This window comes from Streptomyces sp. NPDC005811, from assembly GCF_040630405.1.
Classification (GTDB): domain Bacteria; phylum Actinomycetota; class Actinomycetes; order Streptomycetales; family Streptomycetaceae; genus Streptomyces.
This window is the reverse complement of the sequence record NZ_JBEXXK010000100.1, coordinates 1-18519: the sequence shown is the minus strand read 5'-3', so window position 1 is coordinate 18519 and position 18519 is coordinate 1. Positions and strand designations below refer to the sequence as shown.

12 protein-coding genes are annotated in these 18519 nt (G+C 70.4%); 6 read left to right on the top strand and 6 right to left on the bottom strand.

Annotated features, from left to right (window positions below):
* Positions 1–101 precede the first annotated feature (101 nt).
* Together ABZ490_RS50650 and ABZ490_RS50645 are read right to left on the bottom strand one after the other, a co-directional pair.
* A complete protein-coding gene (locus ABZ490_RS50650; protein WP_340382011.1) occupies positions 102–1004 on the bottom strand; it encodes a tRNA (adenine-N1)-methyltransferase in 903 nt (300 codons plus the stop codon).
* A 51-nt stretch (positions 1005–1055) separates the two neighbouring features.
* Positions 1056–2567, bottom strand: a complete 1512-nt coding sequence (locus ABZ490_RS50645; protein ID WP_359007308.1) for a site-2 protease family protein — start codon at positions 2565–2567, stop codon at positions 1056–1058.
* A gap of 379 nt (positions 2568–2946) precedes the next feature.
* On the opposite strand from ABZ490_RS50645, the gene ABZ490_RS50640 reads away from it, so the two are divergent.
* Together ABZ490_RS50640 and ABZ490_RS50635 are read left to right on the top strand one after the other, a co-directional pair.
* A complete protein-coding gene (locus ABZ490_RS50640) occupies positions 2947–3981 on the top strand; it encodes a RecB family exonuclease (RefSeq protein WP_359007311.1) in 1035 nt (344 codons plus the stop codon).
* A gap of 14 nt (positions 3982–3995) precedes the next feature.
* A complete protein-coding gene (locus tag ABZ490_RS50635; RefSeq protein ID WP_067250522.1) occupies positions 3996–4670 on the top strand; it encodes a response regulator transcription factor in 675 nt (224 codons plus the stop codon).
* Between the two features lie 70 nt (positions 4671–4740).
* Here the strand turns inward: ABZ490_RS50635 and ABZ490_RS50630 are convergent, their stop codons facing one another.
* From ABZ490_RS50630 to metH, 4 genes are all read right to left on the bottom strand, one after another.
* Complete coding sequence (locus ABZ490_RS50630) at positions 4741–6324, bottom strand: ABC transporter substrate-binding protein (protein ID WP_359007305.1); 1584 nt, start codon at positions 6322–6324, stop codon at positions 4741–4743.
* 89 nt (positions 6325–6413) lie between these two features.
* Positions 6414–8021, bottom strand: coding sequence for an ABC transporter substrate-binding protein (locus ABZ490_RS50625; protein WP_359007302.1), 1608 nt, complete (start codon positions 8019–8021; stop codon positions 6414–6416).
* 493 nt (positions 8022–8514) lie between these two features.
* A complete protein-coding gene (locus ABZ490_RS50620) occupies positions 8515–9210 on the bottom strand; it encodes an HAD family phosphatase (protein ID WP_359007299.1) in 696 nt (231 codons plus the stop codon).
* Between the two features lie 110 nt (positions 9211–9320).
* Complete coding sequence (gene metH, locus ABZ490_RS50615; RefSeq protein WP_359007296.1) at positions 9321–12839, bottom strand: methionine synthase; 3519 nt, start codon at positions 12837–12839, stop codon at positions 9321–9323.
* A 353-nt stretch (positions 12840–13192) separates the two neighbouring features.
* On the opposite strand from metH, the gene ABZ490_RS50610 reads away from it, so the two are divergent.
* The 4 genes from ABZ490_RS50610 to ABZ490_RS50595 all read left to right on the top strand — a co-directional run bounded on the left by ABZ490_RS50610 (position 13193) and on the right by ABZ490_RS50595 (position 18388).
* Positions 13193–13957: an IclR family transcriptional regulator gene (locus ABZ490_RS50610; RefSeq protein ID WP_055636781.1), complete on the top strand. Its 765-nt coding sequence runs from the start codon at positions 13193–13195 to the stop codon at positions 13955–13957.
* Positions 13958–14290: 333 nt separating this feature from the next.
* Positions 14291–15085, top strand: coding sequence for an MIP/aquaporin family protein (locus tag ABZ490_RS50605; protein WP_340381996.1), 795 nt, complete (start codon positions 14291–14293; stop codon positions 15083–15085).
* A 102-nt stretch (positions 15086–15187) separates the two neighbouring features.
* Entirely contained in the window at positions 15188–16726 is a 1539-nt protein-coding gene (gene glpK, locus ABZ490_RS50600; protein ID WP_359007291.1) for a glycerol kinase GlpK, read from the top strand.
* Positions 16727–16771: 45 nt separating this feature from the next.
* Entirely contained in the window at positions 16772–18388 is a 1617-nt protein-coding gene (locus tag ABZ490_RS50595) for a glycerol-3-phosphate dehydrogenase/oxidase (protein ID WP_359007287.1), read from the top strand.
* Positions 18389–18519 lie beyond the last annotated feature (131 nt).

The following is an 18519-nucleotide window of genomic DNA, read 5'->3' as shown; positions in this document are numbered from 1 at the left end:
GGGGGGGCCTCCGGGGGGGGGCGGGGCGGGGCCCCGGCCCGGCGCGCCGGCGCCCCCCCCCCCCCCGCCGCCCTGTCGTTGTCCGTGCTGTGCGGGCCGGGTCAGCGGCCGTTGCCTCCGTCGGCGTTGGGGCCGGCGTAGTCCTCGCCGTAGGCGCCCTTGGCGGGGCGGCGGCGGCGCATGGGCGGCTCGACGCCGTCGGCGAGGCGGCGGGCGGTGAGCAGGAAGCCGGTGTGGCCGATCATGCGGTGGTCGGGGCGGACGGCGAGGCCCTCGATGTGCCAGTTGCGGATCATCGTCTCCCAGGCGGTCGGCTCGTTGAAGCAGCCGATCTCGCGGATGGACTCGACGGTCCGGGCGAGCTGGGTGGTGGTGGCGACGTAGCAGCAGAGGATGCCGCCGGGGACGAGGGCCTTGGAGACGGCCTCCAGGCACTCCCAGGGGGCGAGCATGTCGAGGATGACGCGGTCGACGTCGGTGTCGCTCAGGTTGTCCTGGAGGTCGCCGACGGTGAGCTGCCAGGCGGGGTGGGGGCCGCCGAAGTAGCGCTCGACGTTCTGCCGGGCGATGTCGGCGAAGTCCTCGCGGCGCTCGTAGGAGTGCAGCATGCCCTGGTCGCCGATGGCGCGCAGCAGGAAGCTGCTGAGCGAGCCGGAGCCGACGCCGGCTTCGACGACGCGGGCGCCGGGGAAGATGTCGGCGAAGGCGAGGATCTGCCCCGCGTCCTTCGGGTAGACGACGGCTGCCCCGCGGGGCATGGACAGGACGTAGTCGGGGAGCAGGGGGCGCAGCGCGAGGTAGGCGACGTTACCGGTGGTGCGGACAACGCTGCCCTCGGGAGCGCCGATCAGCTCGTCGTGCGGGAAGGAACCCTTGTGGGTGTGGAAGTTCTTCCCGTCCTCGAGCGTGAACGTGTAGTGGCGGCCCTTGGGGTCGGTCAGCTGAACCTGGTCCCCGACCTTGAAGGGCCCGCGCCTGCGGGCGGCACCGGTCGGTTCGGACATGTGAACAGCCTACCGGCGTTTGGCGGGGCCGCCGACCACGGGGAGGTGTCTTCAGGAGGGGCGGGCCATCGCCTTGACGAAGGCGCGCTCGACGTCGGCGGCGGACAGGACGCCGTAGATCTCGCCGGTCTCCTCCACGACGAGGTACTCGGTGGCCGGAGTGGCCCGCAGGACGTCGAGGAGGTCCTCCCCCGCGAGTTCGGCGGAGACGCGCATGCCGTCGGTGAGGTCCTGGGCGAGGCCGCTGACGGCGACCCAGGGGCGGCGGTGTTCGGGGACGCCGACGATGGCGGCCTCGCGGACGAGGGAGAGGGGTTCGCCGTGGGCGTCGACGACGACGAGGGCGCGGGCGCCGGCGGCGTTGGCGCGGCGCAGGGCCTCGGAGAGGGGGGTGTCGGTCTCGACGGGGACGGCGCGGCGGGTGAGGGTGCGGGCGCGCAGTTCCGGGAGGTGTTCCCTGAGCCGGGCCATGCGCAGGCTGTTGCCGGCGCCGGTCCAGATGATCGCGGCGAGGATGGCGGCGAGCAGGGCGTCGGTGACGGTGTCCATGCCGACGCTGTCCTCGGCGCTGGAGCCGAGGGCGCCGGAGTGGGTGAGGAGGGGGAGGCCGATGAGGACGGAGACGGCGAGGGCCCGGCCGACCCAGGCGGCGGCGATGGTGCCGCTCATGGGTTTGCCGGTGATCTTCCAGACGACGGCGCGGAGCATGCGGCCGCCGTCGAGGGGGAGGCCGGGGAGGAGGTTGAAGATCGCCACGATGAGGTTGGAGATCATCAGGCCGGCCAGGAGGACGCCGGGGACGGTGCCGGGCTCGACGGGCTGCATGGCGGCGTAGAAGACGCCGGCGAGGACGAGGGAGAGCAGGGGGCCGACGAAGGCGAGCCAGAACTCGCGGCCGGGGGTCTCGGCTTCCTTCTCGATCTCGGAGACGCCGCCGAAGAACTGGAGCTGGATGCGGCGGACGGGGAGTTTGAAGCGGAGGGCGGCGATGGTGTGGGCGAGCTCGTGGATGAGGACGGAGGCGTAGAAGGCGACCGCGAAGAACAGGGAGACGAGGTAGCGGGCGGCGCCGAGTTCGGGCAGGACGCGGTCGAGCTGTCCGCCGAAGACCCAGGTGATCAGGGCGGCGACGAGGAACCAGCTGGGGGCCACGTAGACGGGCACGCCGAAGGGCCGTCCCATGAGCAGTCCGCCGCGGGGCTGCTCCGGGGGGCGCCGGGGCGGGGGGCCCTTGATGCCGGTGGGGGCGGTCCCCCGGGCGCCCTCGCCGTCGTGCGCGTGCGCCCAGCCGCGGTCGGCGTGCGGTGGCTCCGGCTGCGGTTCGGCGGGCGGGGTCGCGGCGGGTTCGGCGGGCTCCGTGGGCGGGGTGTCGGGGGATTCCTCCGTGTCGGCGTCCGCGGCTGCGGCCCGCTCGTCGGAGGGCTCGCGTTCGCTCGGCCGGTCCTCGGTCGGGGTCGGTTCGGGTTCCGCCGGGGCGGTGGCCTGGGGGGCTGGTGTGACGGGGTGCTCGGCCGACTCTTCGCTGTCCGGCCGCGGCCGCCCGCTCCCGCCGCTTTCCACCACGATGTCCCCTCGTTCGAAGCGTCTCCCGCTCCTGCCGGGCGGAAGGGTCTGTGACCGATGGTATGCGGCCGTCGTGACGCGTTCCGCCCCGGCACCCCCCGTGTTTCCCCGGTCGTCGCCGGGTGGGCGGGCCGGGGCTGGGTGACTGTCAGTGGCGGGCCGTATGGTCTGAGGCATGGAGAGCAGCAGCGAGGGCGTCGGCGGGGCGGGCGTCGAGGGCGGGGACGTGGAGGAGTCGGCCCGGGTGGAGGCGAGTGCCGGGGCCGGGCCGGAGGCGGCGGCAGGGGCGGGCGGGCCCGAGGAGACCGGGGCTGTCACGCGCGAGCCGGGTGCGGGGCTCATCGCCTCCGGCGGGGTCGAGACAGCTGTGGGGCCGGTCATGAGCGCCGAGATCGGCGGGCCGGAGCCGGCCTCGGGGAACAGCGCGTCCGATACGGGCACGGCTGCCGCGGTGTCCGACGGGCCCGGAGTCGTTGCCGGCCCGGTTTCGGACCGGGGCGGGTCGGGCCTCGTGCCCGCGCCCTCTCCCGAAGCCGCACCCGCTCCCGCGCCCGTGAGGCCCGCCGTGGCTCCCGCGTCCCTGTCGCCCTCTCGGGCCGGGGACTTCATGCAGTGTCCGTTGTTGTACCGGTTCCGGGTGATCGACCGGCTGCCGGAGAAGCCGAGTCCGGCGGCCACCAAGGGGACGCTGGTGCACGCGGTGCTGGAGCGGCTGTTCGACGCGCCGGCGGCGGAGCGGACGGCGCCGCGGGCGAAGGCGTTGATCCCGGGGCAGTGGGACCGGTTGCGGGAGACGCGGCCGGAGGTGGTGGAGTTGTTCGCCGACGATCCGGACGGCGTGCGGCTCGCGGGCTGGCTGGCGGAGGCGGAGGCGCTGGTGGAGCGCTGGTTCACGCTGGAGGATCCGACGCGTCTGGAGCCCGCGGAGCGGGAGCTGTTCGTGGAGGCGGAGCTGGAGTCGGGGCTCAGGCTGCGCGGGATCATCGACCGGGTCGACGTGGCGCCCACCGGTGAGGTGCGGATCGTGGACTACAAGACGGGCAAGGCACCGCGCGCGGAGTACGCGGACGGGGCGCTGTTCCAGATGAAGTTCTACGCGCTGGTGGTGTGGCGGCTGAAGAACGTGCTGCCGCGGCGGCTGCAGCTGGTGTACCTCGGCAGTGGGGACGTGCTGACGTACGACCCGGACCTCGCCGATCTGGAGCGGGTGGAGCGCAGGCTGCTGGCGCTGTGGGAGGCGATCCGGCTGGCGACGGAGACGGGTGAGTGGCGGCCGCGGCCGACGAAGCTGTGCGGCTGGTGCGATCACCAGGCGCACTGTCCGGAGTTCGGCGGTACTCCCCCGCCGTATCCGCTGCCGGTGAGGTCGGCGGCGTCCGGGGATGTCGAGCAGGGCAGAATGGGGCCGGACTAGCGAAGGAGACTCACGTGGCCATCCGCGTCCTACTGGTCGACGACCAGCCGCTGCTGCGTACCGGCTTCCGGATGATCCTGGAGGCGGAGCAGGATCTGGCGGTCGTCGGTGAGGCCGGTGACGGTCTTCAGGCCCTGGACCAGGTGCGGGCGCTGCAGCCCGATGTGGTGCTCATGGACATCCGGATGCCGCGGATGGACGGGGTGGAGGCGACCCGGCAGATCACCGGTCCGGGGCGGGACGGGCCGGCGAAGGTGCTGGTGCTGACGACGTTCGACCTCGACGAGTACGTGGTGGAGGCGTTGCGGGCGGGGGCCAGTGGGTTCCTGCTGAAGGACGCGCCCGCGCATGAGCTGGTGCAGGCGATCCGGGTGGTGGCGGCGGGCGAGGCGATGCTGGCGCCGAGCATCACGCGCCGGCTGCTGGACAAGTACGCGACGCATCTGCCTTCGGGGGACGAGCCGGTGCCGGACGCGCTGCACACCCTGACGGACCGTGAGGTGGAGGTGCTGAAGCTGGTGGCGCGGGGGTTGTCGAACGCGGAGATCGCGGCCGATCTGTTCGTCAGTGAGACGACGGTGAAGACGCATGTGGGGCATGTGCTGACGAAGCTGGGGCTGCGGGACCGGGTGCAGGCCGCGGTGTACGCGTACGAGAGCGGTCTGGTGCGGCCCGGCGCGCAGCAGTAGTCCGCGCGGGTACGACGCGAAGGGCGCCCCTGCCGAGGCGGGGGCGCCCTTCGTCGTGGTCGGCCGGGGGTCAGCCCTTGCTGAGTTCCCAGAAGCGGAACACGGTGGAGGCGTCGAGGCAGTTCTCGAGGCCGTAGACGTTCTCGCCGACGACGGCGTACTGCTTGGCCTGCCAGATCGGGAGGACGGGGAGTTCGTCGGCGACGATGTCCTGGAGGGTGGCGTAGTCGTCGTCGGTGGCGGTGCGGTCGCTCTGGGCGGCGGTGCGCGGGATGAGCGTGCCGGTGATGGTCTTGTTGGTGTAGTTGTTCGCGAGGACGTTGCCGTCGCCGAAGAAGGGTGCGGTGAAGTTGTCGGCGTCGGGGAAGTCGGGGACCCAGCCCTTGACGTAGACGCCGTACTTGCCGGCGGCGATGTCCTTCTCGTACTGGTCGAAGGGGACGGACTTGACGTCGGCGTCGAACAGGCCGCTGGCGTTGAGCTGGGCGGCGACGGTCTTGAGTTCCTGGTCGGTGGCGGGGCCGTAGCGCGACGGGGTGGACCAGAGGGTGAGTTTCACCTTGCCGGTGATGCCCTCCTCCTGGAGCGCGGCGGCGGCCTTGGCCTGGGAGGGGCGGGCGCCGTAGCGGTCGAAGAAGGCGGTGTTGTGGCCCGCTATCCCGGCCGGGATGATCGAGTACAGCGGGTCGGCGGTGCCTTCGTAGACGTCGCGGATGAGGGCTTCGCGGTCGATGAGGTAGGCGATGGCGCGTCGGACGCCGAGTTTCCCGGTGACGGGGTCGTCGGTGTTGAAGACGAGGTGCTGGACCTCGGCGCTGCTGCCTTCGACGACCTCGGCGCCGTCGTCGCCGGTGCCGGCGTCGATGTCGGCGATGTCGGCGGCGGTGAGGCCGCGGTAGGCGATGTCGATGTCGCCGTCGAGGAGGGCCTTCTTGAGGGCCTTCTGGTCGCCGCCGAAGAACTTGAGGGTGATGCCCTTGTTCTGGGGGTCGCCGGCGGTGCCGCGGTAGTTCTCGTTGACGGAGAAGACGGCCTGGTCCTCGTCGAAGGAGTCGAGGGTGTAGGGGCCGGAGCCGACGGCGCCGCCGTCCCCCCGCAGGCCGTCGGCGTCGTACTTGCGGTGGTCGACGATGGAGCCGGCGCCGGAGGCGAGCTTGCTGGGGAAGGTGGCGTCGGGGACCTTCAGGGTGAAGACGACGGTCTTGGCGTCGGGGGTCGCGACCTTGGCGAGCATCGGGAACATGACGGCGGGGCCGTTGTCGTCGTTGATCTTCAGCATGCGGTCGAAGGAGAACTTGACGTCCTCCGAGGTGAGGTCGTCACCGTTGGAGAACTTCAGGCCGTCCTTGAGGGTGCAGCGGTAGACCTTGGCCTGCCGGTCGGTGAAGGAGCATTCCTGCGCCGCGTCGGGCTCGGGCTCGGTGGCGCCCTTGGGGAAGCTCAGCAACGACTGGAAGACGTTGTTGAACAGCATCCAGGATCCGGGGTCGTAGCCGGAGGCCGGGTCCGTGGCGAGGACGTCGTCCGACATCCCGAGCACCACGGTGGAGCCGTCGCCGTCCGAGCCCCCGGTCTGGGCGCCGCAGCCGGTCAACATGCCGGAGGCCAGTCCCGCGACGATGGGCAGGACTGGCCACTGGTTACGGATATTCACGAAGTACCTTGTCGTCGGGTCGCGTCACTCCGGGGCTCCATCCCGGGCCCCGGCCGCGAAAAACGTATCACCCGACCGGCAAGGGTTCCTCAGTTGCTCACCCCGTGGCCGAGTTCCCACAGCTGGAGGGTGGCGGAGGAGTTGAGGGCGTACGCGGTGCCGGTGATGTCGGTGTTGGCGGCGACGTACTGCTTGCCCTGCCACAGCGGGAGGATCGGGACGTCGTCGGCGACGATGTCCTGGATCTCGGTGAGGCTCTTGCCGGCGGAGATGCGGTCGGCCTCGCGGCGGGACTGCGGGATCAGCTTGTTGATGATGTCGCTGTTGGTGTACGGCGAGTTGAGGGTGTTGTCCTTGTCGAGGAACGGCGCGAGGAAGTTGTCGGCGTCGGGGAAGTCGGGGAACCAGCCCATGCCGTAGACGGCGTACTCGCCCTTGCGCTCGGCGGGGGCGAAGGTGTCCCAGGCGGTGCCCTTGACGGTGACGTCGAACAGTCCGCTGTCGTTGAGCTGCTTCTTCAGCAGCGCGAACTCCTGCTTGGTGGCCGGACCGTAGTGGTCGGTCGTGTAGTTCAGCGTGAGCTTCACCGGGGTGGTGATGTTCGCGGCGTCGAGCAGGGCCTTGGCCTTGGTGACGCTCGGGTCGCTGTACTTGTTGAAGAAGGCGTTGGAGTGTCCGGTGACGGAGGCCGGGACGAGCGAGTAGAGGGCTTCGGCCTGGGAGCCGTAGACCTGGGAGACCAGCTCGTTGCGGTTGATGACCTGGGCCATGGCCTGGCGTACGGCCTTGGTCTTCACGACGGGGGCGTCGGTGTTGAAGGCCAGGTAGCGGATCTCGAGGCCGGCCAGTTCGACGAGGTCGATGTCGCTGTCGGCGGAGGCGTCGGAGAGCTTCTTGATCTGCTCCGGGGACATGGTGCGGGTCATCAGGTCGATGTCGCCCTTCTCGAGGGCGGTGTCCATGGCGTCGGCGTCGTCGAAGGACACCATGTCGACCTCGTCGTTGTTCACCTTCAAAGTCCCCTTGTAGTTGGGGTTCTTGGTGAACACGGCCTTGGTGATGGCGTCGCCGTCGGTCTCGGCCTTGAGGGTGTACGGGCCGGAGCCGTCGACCTCGAAGCCCTCGCGCAGCTTGTTCTTCTCGTAGTCGTCGGGGTTGACGATGCCGGCGACGGGGGTCGACAGCTTGGACGGGAAGGTGGCGTCGGCGGTCTTGAGGTGGAAGATGACTTCGTTGTCACCCTGCGTCTCGACGGTGTCGATGGTGGACAGCAGGGCGAAGACGCCGGTGTCGGCCTTGATGGAGCGGGCGCGGTCGATGGAGAACTTGACGTCCGCGGCGGTGATGGCGTCGCCGTTGGCGAACTTCAGCCCGTCCCGGAGCTTGCAGGCGTAGCGCTCGTTGCCGCTGTCGGTGAATCCGCAGGACTGCGCGGCCTCGGGGACGGGGTCGCCGTCGCCCTTGGGCACGATCATCAGGGTCTGCACGGTCTGGCGCAGGATGTTCCAGGTGCCGACGTCGTAGGCGTAGGCGGGATCGAGCGGCGCAGGGGCGGCCTTCGTGGCGGTGAACCGGTCGGTGGTGCCCACGACGATGGCGTCGCCGCCGCCGCTCCCGCTGTCGGCCCCGCCGCAGGCGGCGAGTACGGGCGCGAGCAGACCGACCACGGCCGGCAGCACCAAAGTCTTGCGGTTCATGCTCGAGTTTCTCCAGAGCTGTCGGTCCGTGTACCCGGCATGCAAGGTTGTCGCAGCGGAGCACGGGGATAGGGGTGATGTTCCGCGAAGAGATTAGTCCGGACCGGCACGAGGGTTCGCCGCGGCCGGAGTTGAAAGCCCATCACGGAGCGAAACCGTATGCGAACGCATTGAAGAATCATGAGCGGAACGATTCGCGCAGCTGTCCATCAATCGGGACACAAGGGCGCGACCAAAAGCCCGGAAGGTGACGTCTGGGCACAGGGCTGACCCTCTGTCGACCCCGTCCGACGTGGGGAAGGTCACACCGTCAACAGTCTGCGTTCGTCCGCAATGCAACCGTTACAGAAGATCGGAATTCCGCCGCGCGTACACCCGCCGAATTACCTTCCTATCGGCGGTGCACGCTCGGTGAACGCGTACGGCGAATTCCGTCATCGAGAGGATCACCAATGATCGCGGGGGTGATCATCGGAGCGGAGCACAAGCGGAGTCACAGGGGCATCAGACCGCGCAGAAAAGGCAGGTCGACCTGTTCCAGGGAGGGCACCACGGTGCGTCGTACGGCGGCGGTGATCGGGGCCACGGAGGGTACCGCCACCACATGGCAGCCCGCCGCCTCGGCCGAGGCGACCCCGGTCGCGGTGTCCTCGACGACGGCGCAGCGGGCCGGGTCCACGCCGAGTCCCGCGGCCGCGAAGAGGTAGGGGTCGGGGTACGGCTTGGTGCGGGCGACCTCGTCGCCGGCGACGGTGAGCGTGAAGTGCTGGGGGCCGAGCGAGGTCAGGACGCGGTCGATGATGCGGCGGTGGGAGGCGGAGACGAGGGCCGTGGGGATCTCGTGCTCGGCCAGCTCGGCGAGCAGCCGGGCGGCTCCCGGCATCAGGGGCAGGGCGCGGGTGATGCGGTCCTCGAAGCCGTCGTTGAGCAGGACGGAGAGTTCGGGCAGGGAGATGTCGGCTCCGGTCGCCTCGATCAGGAACCCGGCGCTGCGGCTCATCGGGCCGCCGACCACGACATGGCGCCAGGAGTCGTCGAGGGCGTGGCCGAGACCGGCGAAGATCTCCACCTCGACGTCCCACCAGAAGCCCTCGGTGTCCACCAGGGTGCCGTCCATGTCGAGGAGCACCGCCTCGAGGGCGGAGCCCTCGGCCGTTCGGGTCAGGGGCGCGGGTACCGTGCTGGTCATCCACGTACCTCCTTTGAGGGACGAGCAGGCCGGTTCCCGCTGGGGAACCGGCCTGCAGTGGACCGACCAGTGTACGACTTATCGGATCAGTGTGCTCAGTGACACGGGTGTCACCGTGCGTTGAAGTACTTCGCCTCGGGGTGGTGGATGACGATGGCGTCCGTGGACTGCTCGGGGTGGAGCTGGAACTCCTCGGACAGATGGACGCCGATCCGCTCGGGCCTCAGCAGGGCGGCGATCTTGGCGCGGTCCTCCAGGTCGGGGCAGGCGCCGTAGCCGAGGGAGAAGCGGGCGCCGCGGTACTTCAGGGCGAACATGTCCTCGACGTCCGCCGGGTCCTCGCCGGCGAAGCCCAGCTCGGAACGGACCCGGGCGTGCCAGTACTCGGCGAGGGCCTCGGCGAGCTGGACGGACAGGCCGTGCAGTTCGAGGTAGTCGCGGTAGGAGTTGGACGCGAAGAGCTTGGCGGTCTCCTCGCCGATGCGGGAGCCGACGGTGACGACCTGGAGTCCGACGACGTCGGTCTCGCCCGATTCCTGGGGGCGGAAGAAGTCCGCGAGGCAGAGCCGGCGGCCGCGGCGCTGGCGGGGGAAGGTGAAGCGGGTGGTCTCGTTGCCGTGCTCGTCGAGGATGATCAGGTCGTCGTCCTTGGACACGCAGGGGAAGTAGCCGTGGACGACGGCGGCCTCCAGGAGGTTCTCCGTCTGGAGGCGGTCCAGCAGGCCGCGCAGCCGCGGGCGGCCCTCGGTCTCGACGAGTTCCTCGTAGGTCGGTCCGTCGCCGGTGCGGGCCTGCTTGAGGCCCCACTGGCCCTTGAAGAGGGCGCCCTCGTCGAGCCAGGTGGCGTACTCCTTGAGCTGGATGCCCTTGATGACGCGGGTGCCCCAGAAGGGCGGCTCGGGGACGGGGTTGTCGGTGGCGACGTCGGAGCGGACGTGGCCCTCCTCGGGGCGTTCCTGGACGGCCACGGCGCCCGCGGCGGCGCGGACGCGGCGCTGCTTGAGCTCGGGGAGCTTGGCGCCGGGGACGCCGCGCTTGACGCCGATGAGGGCGTCCATGAGGTGCAGGCCCTCGAAGGCGTCGCGGGCGTAGCGGACCTCGCCCTGGTAGATCTCGTGGAGGTCCTGTTCGACGTAGGCGCGGGTGAGGGCGGCGCCGCCGAGGATGACCGGGTAGTTCGCCGCCAGACCGCGCTGGTTGAGCTCCTCCAGGTTCTCCTTCATGATCACCGTGGACTTGACCAGGAGGCCGGACATGCCGATGACGTCGGCGCGGTGTTCCTGGGCGGCGTCGAGAATCGCGGACACGGGCTGCTTGATGCCGAGGTTGACGACGTTGTAGCCGTTGTTGGACAGGATGATGTCGACGAGGTTCTTGCCGATGTCGTGGACGTCGCCGCGCACGGTGGCGAGCACGATGGTGCCCTTGCCGTCGGCCTCGGACTTCTCCATGTGCGGTTCGAGGTGGGCGACGGCCGTCTTCATGACCTCGGCGGACTGCAGGACGAAGGGCAGCTGCATCTGGCCGGAGCCGAAGAGCTCGCCGACGACCTTCATGCCGTCCAGGAGGGTCTCGTTGACGATGTCGAGGGCCGGGCGGGTCCGGAGCGCCTCGTCGAGGTCGGCCTCCAGGCCGTTCTTCTCGCCGTCGATGATGCGGCGCTTGAGGCGCTCCTCCAGCGGCAGGGCGGCCAGTTCCTCGGCCTTGCCGGCCTTGAGGGACTTGGCGGTGGCGCCCTCGAAGAGCTGCATGAGCTTCTGGAGGGGGTCGTAGCCCTCCGCGCGGCGGTCGTGGATCAGGTCCAGGGCGGTCTGGACCTCTTCCTCGCTGAAGCGGGCGATGGGGAGGATCTTGGAGGCGTGGACGATGGCGGAGTCCAGGCCCGCCTTGACGCACTCGTCGAGGAAGACGGAGTTCAGCAGGATGCGGGCGGCCGGGTTGAGGCCGAAGGAGATGTTGGACAGCCCGAGCGTGGTCTGGACGTCGGGGTGGCGGCGCTTGAGCTCGCGGATCGCCTCGATGGTGGCGACGCCGTCCTTGCGGGACTCCTCCTGGCCGGTGCAGATGGTGAAGGTCAGGGTGTCGATGAGGATGTCCGACTCCTGGATGCCCCAGTTCCCGGTGAGGTCGTCGATGAGCCGTTCGGCGATCTCGACCTTCTTCTCGGGGGTGCGGGCCTGGCCCTCCTCGTCGATGGTGAGGGCGATCAGCGCTGCGCCGTGCTCCTGGGCCAGCCGGGTGACCTTGGCGAAGCGGGACTCTGGTCCGTCGCCGTCCTCGTAGTTGACGGAGTTGATGACGGCGCGGCCGCCGAGCTTCTCCAGGCCGGCCTGGATGACGGGGACCTCGGTGGAGTCCAGGACGATCGGCAGGGTGGAGGCGGTGGCGAAGCGGCCGGCGAGTTCCTCCATGTCGGCGACGCCGTCGCGGCCGACGTAGTCCACGCACAGGTCGAGCATGTGCGCGCCCTCGCGGATCTGCTCGCGGGCCATCTCGACGCAGTCGTCCCAGCGGGCCTCCAGCATCGCCTCGCGGAACTTCTTGGAGCCGTTGGCGTTGGTGCGCTCGCCGATCGCCAGGTACGAGGTGTCCTGGCGGAACGGGACGGTCTGGTAGAGGGAGGCGGCGCCGGGTTCGGGGCGGGGGGCGCGCTCGACGGGCGTGGCGCCCCTCAGACGCTCCACGAGCTGCCTGAGGTGTTCGGGGGTGGTGCCGCAGCAGCCGCCGATGAGGTTGAGGCCGTAGTCCCGGACGAAGTTCTCCTGGGCGTCGGCCAGGCCCTCCGCGTCGAGCGGGAAGTGGGCGCCGTCCTTGGTGAGGATCGGCAGACCGGCGTTCGGCATGCACAGCAGGGGGGTGCGGGAGTGCCGGGCGAGGTAGCGCAGGTGCTCGCTCATCTCGGCGGGGCCGGTGGAACAGTTCAGGCCGATCATGTCGATGCCGAGGGGTTCCAGCGCGGTGAGCGCGGCGCCGATCTCGGAGCCCAGCAGCATGGTGCCGGTGGTCTCGAAGGCCATGGAGACCAGCAGGGGGACGTCGGCTCCGGTGGCCGCCATGGCGCGCTTGGCGCCGAGGACGGAGGCCTTCGTCTGGAGGAGGTCCTGGGTGGTCTCGACGATCAGGGCGTCGGCGCCGCCGGCGAGCAGTCCCTCGGCGTTGGCCTGGAAGCCGTCGCGCAGGGTGCCGTAGCCGATGTGGCCGAGGGTCGGCAGCTTGGTGCCGGGGCCGATCGAGCCAAGGACCCAGCGCTGCCTGCCGTCGCGGGCGCCGAAGGCGTCGGCGGTCTCGCGGGCGATGCGGGCGCCCGCCTCGGACAGTTCGAACACGCGGTCGGCGATGTCGTACTCGGCCGCCGCCGTGTGGTTTGCGCCGAACGTGTTGGTCTCGACGCAGTCGACGCCCGCGTCGAAGTAGGCCTCGTGGACCGAACGGACGATGTCGGGCCGGGTGAGGTTGAGGATCTCGTTGCAGCCCTCGAGGTTCTCGAAGTCCTCCAGGGTGGGCTCCTGGGCCTGGAGCATGGTGCCCATGGCCCCGTCGGCCACCACCACACGGGTGGCCAGGGCCTGGCGGAGCTCGGACACGCGGGTCCGGCTGTCGGCGGAAGGGGTCGGCGGCACAGAGGCCATGGAAGGGCTCCCTCGGATGCGACGGCTGTCGGCTTTGCGTGACCCCGGGATGCGTGCGGTGGCGCGTCCCGAGGAGTGCGCACGCCGTCAGGGTAGCCGGGTCGGGGCCCGTATGGTCAGGGCGTCCACGGGACGGACGGGGGCGGAGGGGGAACGCGGTCGTGCCGGTGCTCGCGTGCGGGGCCGGTCACCGTCACACTGCCGCCACGTCACCGCAGGGGGTCGGGCGGCGTAACAGGTGTTGACCGACCATTAGCGGGAGGTCGACATGGACCGGTAGTGTTCGACATTGCCGAACGACGGTACTTGCGTGCCGCTCGTGGACGGCGAAGGGGACGGAGGCAGGAGGGCGGATGGCACGGAACATCCAGTCGGTCGAACGGGCGGCCGCGATGCTGCGGCTGCTCGCGGGCGGGGAGCGGCGGCTGGGCCTGTCCGACATCGCCTCCGCGCTCGGCCTGGCCAAGGGCACCGCCCACGGCATCCTGCGCACGCTCCAGCAGGAGGGGTTCGTCGAACAGGACGACACCTCCGGGCGCTACCAGCTGGGCGCGGAGCTGCTGCGGCTGGGCACCACCTATCTGGACGTGCACGAGCTGCGCGCACGGGCCCTGGTGTGGACGGACGACCTGGCGCGGTCCAGCGGTGAGAGCGTCCATCTGGGGGTGCTGCACCAGCAGGGCGTGCTGATCGTGCACCACGTCTTCCGGCCGGACGACAGCCGCCAGGTGCTGGAGATCGGGGCCATGCAGCCACTGCACTCCACGGCCCTGGGCAAGGTGCTGTCCGCGTACGACCCGGTGGCGCACAGCGAGGCCCTGGAGGCCGACCGCAAGCCGTTCACGGACCGCACGGTGTGCGACCTGGACGCCTTCGAGCACATCCTCGACGTCACCCGCGCGCGGGGCTACGCGGCGGACGTGGAGGAGACCTGGGAGGGTGTGGCCTCCCTCGCCGCACCCATCCACGACCGGCGGCGCATGCCGGTCGGGGCGGTCGGCATCACGGGGGCGGTGGAGCGGCTGCGCCGGGACGGCGAGCTGCGGCCCGAGCTGATCGCGGCGGTGCGGGACTGCGCCCGCGCGGTGTCGCGGGACCTGGGCGCCGGGCGCTTCTGAGCAACGACCTACGGCCGGGACGCCTCGGGGCGTCCCGGCCTTCGTCATGCCCGCGTACGCCCGGCCGTCCACCGCGTGAACCACCTCGTGGACCGCCACGTGGAGACCAGGGATCAGTAACGATCGCGTTTTCGAGAACCGAACTCTTGACGCACACGTAACGCCGGAGCAAGACTCCCGTCCATCGGTCGGCATTGTCGAACACCTACCGGCAATACGCGCTAGAGTGTGACAACGCCAAGGACCGGAATCGCTCTCACCCCCGAGGGCGCCAGACCCCCGGAGGGACCCGGGGAGAACGGCTTCCCTGGACGAAGGACAAAGGAGTCGCGGGTGTCCAGCTCCGACATCTTCATCGGCGAGACCATCGGTACCGCCATACTCATCCTGCTCGGCGGAGGCGTCTGCGCCGCCGTCACCCTGAAGGCCTCCAAGGCCCGCAACGCCGGCTGGCTCGCCATCACCTTCGGGTGGGGCTTCGCCGTGCTCACGGCCGTCTACACCTCGGCGCCGCTGTCCGGCGCCCACCTGAACCCGGCCGTGACGCTCGCGCTCGCGATCAAGGACGGCGACTGGAGCAACGTTCCGGTCTACTGGGCGGGCCAGCTGCTGGGCGCCGCGATCGGCGCGACCCTGGTGTGGGTCGCCTACTACGGCCAGTTCCACGCGCACCTCACCGACAAGGAGATCGTCGGCGGCCCGGGTGCCCAGGCCACCACGGCCAAGGCGGTCGAGGCCCAGGAGAAGGGCGCGGGTCCGGTCCTCGGCGTCTTCTCCACCGGCCCGGAGATCCGGGTCCCCTGGCAGAACCTCGCCACGGAGATCGTCGGCACCGTCGTGCTGGTCCTCGCCGTCCTCACCCAGGGTCTGAACGACAAGGGCAACGGCCTCGGCACCCTCGGTGCCCTCGTCACCGCGCTGGTGGTCGTCTCGATCGGTCTGTCCCTCGGCGGCCCGACCGGCTACGCGATCAACCCCGCCCGCGACCTCGGTCCGCGCATCGTGCACGCCCTCCTGCCCCTGCCCAACAAGGGCGGCTCCGACTGGGGCTACGCCTGGATCCCGGTGGTCGGTCCGCTGATCGGCGGCGCCATCGCTGCAGGCATCTACAACGTCGCCTTTGCTTAAGAGCACGAAGAGCACGCTGAGCATCACCTCGGCCTTCACCGCACTTAAACAGCACCGCGCCGTACAGACAGCCCCTTACCCACGGAACCCCGGGAGCACTCAGTGACCGACGCCCACACCGCCGGCCCCTTCATCGCCGCGATCGACCAGGGCACCACCTCCAGCCGCTGCATCGTCTTCGACAAGGACGGCCGTATCGTCTCGGTCGACCAGAAGGAGCACGAGCAGATCTTCCCGAAGCCGGGCTGGGTCGAGCACAACGCCAACGAGATCTGGACCAACGTCCAGGAGGTCGTCGCCGGAGCCATCCAGAAGGCCGGCATCACCCGCGACGACATCAAGGCCATCGGCATCACCAACCAGCGCGAGACCACCGTGCTGTGGGACAGGAACACCGGTGAGCCCGTCCACAACGCCATCGTCTGGCAGGACACCCGCACCGACGCCCTGTGCAAGGAGCTCGGCCGCAACGTCGGCCAGGACCGCTTCCGCCGCGAGACCGGCCTGCCGCTGGCCTCCTACTTCGCCGGCCCCAAGGCCCGCTGGCTGCTCGACAACGTCGAGGGCCTGCGCGAGCGCGCCGAGGCGGGCGACATCCTCTTCGGCACCATGGACACCTGGGTCATCTGGAACCTGACGGGCGGTGTCGACGGCGGCAAGCACTACACCGACGTCACCAACGCCTCCCGCACCATGCTGATGAACCTCCACACCCTGGAGTGGGACGACAAGATCGCCGAGTCCATCGGCGTCCCGCTGGCGATGCTCCCCGAGATCCGCTCCTCCGCCGAGGTCTACGGCGAGGTCACCGGCGGCAAGCTCGGCGACCTGCTCGGCGGCATCCCGGTCGCCTCCGCGCTCGGCGACCAGCAGGCGGCCCTGTTCGGCCAGACCTGCTTCTCCGAGGGCGAGGCCAAGTCGACGTACGGCACCGGCACGTTCATGCTGATGAACACCGGTGAGAAGATCATCAACTCGTACTCGGGTCTGCTGACCACCGTCGGCTACCGCATCGGCGACCAGACGCCGGTCTACGCCCTCGAGGGCTCGATCGCCGTCACCGGTTCGCTGGTGCAGTGGATGCGCGACCAGATGGGCCTGATCTCCACCGCCGCCGAGATCGAGACGCTCGCGCTCTCCGTCGAGGACAACGGCGGCGCCTACTTCGTGCCGGCCTTCTCCGGTCTGTTCGCCCCGCACTGGCGCTCCGACGCCCGCGGTGTGATCGCCGGCCTCACCCGGTACGTCACCAAGGCGCACCTCGCCCGCGCCGTCCTGGAGGCCACCGCCTGGCAGACCCGTGAGATCACGGACGCCATGACCAAGGACTCGGGCGTCGAGCTCGCGGCCCTCAAGGTCGACGGCGGCATGACCTCCAACAACCTGCTGATGCAGACCCTCTCGGACTTCGTGGACGCCCCCGTGGTGCGCCCGATGGTCGCCGAGACCACCTGCCTCGGCGCCGCCTACGCCGCCGGCCTCGCCGTCGGCTTCTGGACCAGCACCGACGACCTGCGCGCCAACTGGCGGCGGGCCGCCGAGTGGACCCCCCGCATGGACGCGGAGACCCGCGACCGTGAGTACAAGACCTGGCTCAAGGCCGTCGAGCGGACCATGGGCTGGATCGAGGACGAGAGCTGACCCCCGCCCCACGCGCCCAGCTCTGATGAGGAGTAAGAACCCGACATGACCAGTCAGTCCACCCTGAGTTCCGTGCCTGCCCTGGGGACGCACCCGGCCTCCGGCTCGAACCCGAGCCGCGCCGAGACCCGGGAGCAGCTCTCCAAGGCGTCGTACGACCTTCTCGTGATCGGCGGCGGCATCCTGGGCATCTCCACCGCCTGGCACGCCGCGCAGTCCGGCCTCAGGGTGGCCCTGGTCGACGCCGGCGACTTCGCCGGCGCCACCTCCTCCGCCTCCTCCAAGCTGCTCCACGGCGGTCTGCGCTACCTGCAGACCGGCGCGGTGAAGCTGGTGGCGGAGAACCACTTCGAGCGCCGTGCGGTCTCCCGCCAGGTGGCCCCCCACCTGGCGAACCCGCTCACGTTCTACCTCCCCGTGTACAAGGGCGGGCCGCACGGCGCGGCGAAGCTCGGGGCGGGCGTGTTCGCCTACTCCGCCCTGTCGGCCTTCGGCGACGGGGTCGGGCACCTGCTCTCCCCCGCCAAGGCCGCGCAGGACGTGCCCGAGCTGCGCACCGAGAACCTCAAGGCCGTGGCCGTGTACGGCGACGACCAGATGAACGACGCGCGCATGGCGCTGATGACGGTCCGCGCGGCCGTCGAGGCGGGCGCGGTCGTCCTCAACCACGCCGAGGTCACCGGTCTGCGCTTCACCCGCGGCCGGGTCACCGGCGCGGACCTGAAGGACCGCACCTCCGGTGACGAGTTCGGGGTGAACGCCCGGCTGGTGCTGAACGCGACCGGTCCCTGGGTCGACCACCTGCGCAAGATGGAGGACCCGAACGCGGCGCCGTCCATCCGGCTGTCCAAGGGCGCGCACCTGGTCCTGAAGCGGACCTCGCCGTGGAAGGCCGCGCTCGCGACCCCGATCGACAAGTACCGCATCACCTTCGCCCTCCCCTGGGAGGACATGCTGCTCCTGGGCACCACCGACGAGGAGTTCGAGGGCGACCCGGCGGACGTCGCGGTCAACGACAAGGACATCACGCAGATCCTCGACGAGGCCGCGTTCTCCGTCCGCGACCAGCAGCTCTCCCGTGACAACATCACGTACGCCTTCGCGGGTCTGCGGGTGCTGCCGGGCGGGCCCGGCGACACCGCCAAGGCCAAGCGCGAGACGGTCGTCACCGAGGGCCGGGGCGGGATGCTGTCCGTCGCGGGCGGCAAGTGGACCACGTTCCGGCACATCGGCCGTACGGTGATGCAGAAGCTGGAGGCGCTGCCGGGCCACCCGCTCGGTGACGACTTCGAGCCGATCTCCTCGCTGCCGAAGAAGCTGCCGCTGCCCGGTGTCGCCAACCCGCGTGCGGTCGCCCACCGGCTGCTGGTGGACAACCCGGCGCCCGGCCCGCGCATGGCCGCCGACACCGCCAAGCACCTGGCCACCCACTACGGCTCGCTGGCCTTCGACATCGCGCGGCTGGCGAACGACGACCCCGAGCTGGGGCAGCGCGTCCACCCCGACGCCCCCGAGATCTGGGCGCAGGTCGTCTACGCCCGGGACCACGAGTGGGCCGAGACGGCGGACGACGTGCTGCGCCGCCGCACCACGCTGACGATCCGCGGTCTGGCCACGGACGAGGTACGCGGCAAGGTGCAGGACCTGCTCGACAAGAAGTAGACCTCGGCATCACGGGAGGGGGCGGCTCCGCGAAGGCGGACGCCGTTGGCGAATGCCCCTCGACTCCGCCCCGCCGGTCCTATCCGGTGGGGCGGAGGGCTGCGAAGTGGGATGTCCGTGTGGGAGCGAAG

What these genes read in the sequence shown, in the direction of transcription:
- ABZ490_RS50625 (WP_359007302.1), bottom strand. Translation starts at nt 8,021, where the DNA reads ATGAACCGCAAGACTTTGGTGCTGCCGGCCGTGGTCGGTCTGCTCGCG.
- ABZ490_RS50650 (WP_340382011.1), bottom strand. Translation starts at nt 1,004, where the DNA reads ATGTCCGAACCGACCGGTGCCGCCCGCAGGCGCGGGCCCTTCAAGGTC.
- ABZ490_RS50610 (WP_055636781.1), top strand. Translation starts at nt 13,193, where the DNA reads ATGGCACGGAACATCCAGTCGGTCGAACGGGCGGCCGCGATGCTGCGG.
- ABZ490_RS50620 (WP_359007299.1), bottom strand. Translation starts at nt 9,210, where the DNA reads ATGACCAGCACGGTACCCGCGCCCCTGACCCGAACGGCCGAGGGCTCC.
- ABZ490_RS50640 (WP_359007311.1), top strand. Translation starts at nt 2,947, where the DNA reads ATGAGCGCCGAGATCGGCGGGCCGGAGCCGGCCTCGGGGAACAGCGCG.
- ABZ490_RS50595 (WP_359007287.1), top strand. Translation starts at nt 16,772, where the DNA reads ATGACCAGTCAGTCCACCCTGAGTTCCGTGCCTGCCCTGGGGACGCAC.
- metH (WP_359007296.1), bottom strand. Translation starts at nt 12,839, where the DNA reads ATGGCCTCTGTGCCGCCGACCCCTTCCGCCGACAGCCGGACCCGCGTG.